Source organism: Oleiphilus sp. HI0123 (genome assembly GCF_001635315.1).
Genome location: NZ_LWGE01001874.1, coordinates 1 through 634 on the forward strand (window position 1 = coordinate 1; position 634 = coordinate 634).

Annotated in this window: 1 protein-coding gene; it reads right to left on the bottom strand. The window is 44.8% G+C overall.

The genetic code is table 11. The features are described from left to right. Positions 1–570: transporter substrate-binding domain-containing protein (locus A3761_RS25025; RefSeq protein ID WP_156492121.1), on the bottom strand; the 570-nt coding region annotated here is incomplete at its 3' end. Between the last annotated feature and the right edge of the window lie 64 nt (positions 571–634).

Sequence of the window (634 nt, forward strand, 5' to 3'; positions counted from 1 at the left end):
TAAATTAGCCTTCAGTATCAGATCAGCATAATACTGCTGGAACAGCGCATCGAACTTTCCGTCCAACAGGGCTTTCTGAAGCCCCTCTTCTATAAGGCTAGCTAAGGCCGTATTTTCTTGTGCGACAAAGAAATACGTAGCGGTCGGGTAGCTGAGTAGCGTGTGAGGCTCAAGGGTAATGTTGCGATGTTGATGCGTTTCTAGTTCATCCCAGATCTCGATAATAGAGCGAGGAAAGAGTTCCGCCCGATTAAGTGACAACACTTGAAATAAGCCTTCGTAACTGGGGCCAGTTTGTACCTTAAAATTGTTATATCTCAATATGTTGGTATCGGGCCAGTCATGCCCTTGAATGAGTGTGGCTTTTTTTAAAGCCCTTAAATCTTGGCTTTGTTTTCGTGTTGCCAACTGCTCGGGTGTTGTCAGGAACAAGCGCCAGCCAATCAAGCCTTTATAAATAGGGATTCTAATAGGCTTTACTTCTGACTCTCGTTCTTTGGAAGTCATGGTCCACATCACATCGATACCCTTGCTTTGGCTCAACTGTTTGATAGCCCGGCCTTGTGTCATAAAATACTGCGAGGGTTCTACTGTTAGAGGCACCGAATGATAACTTAGGGCTAGCTTTAATAGC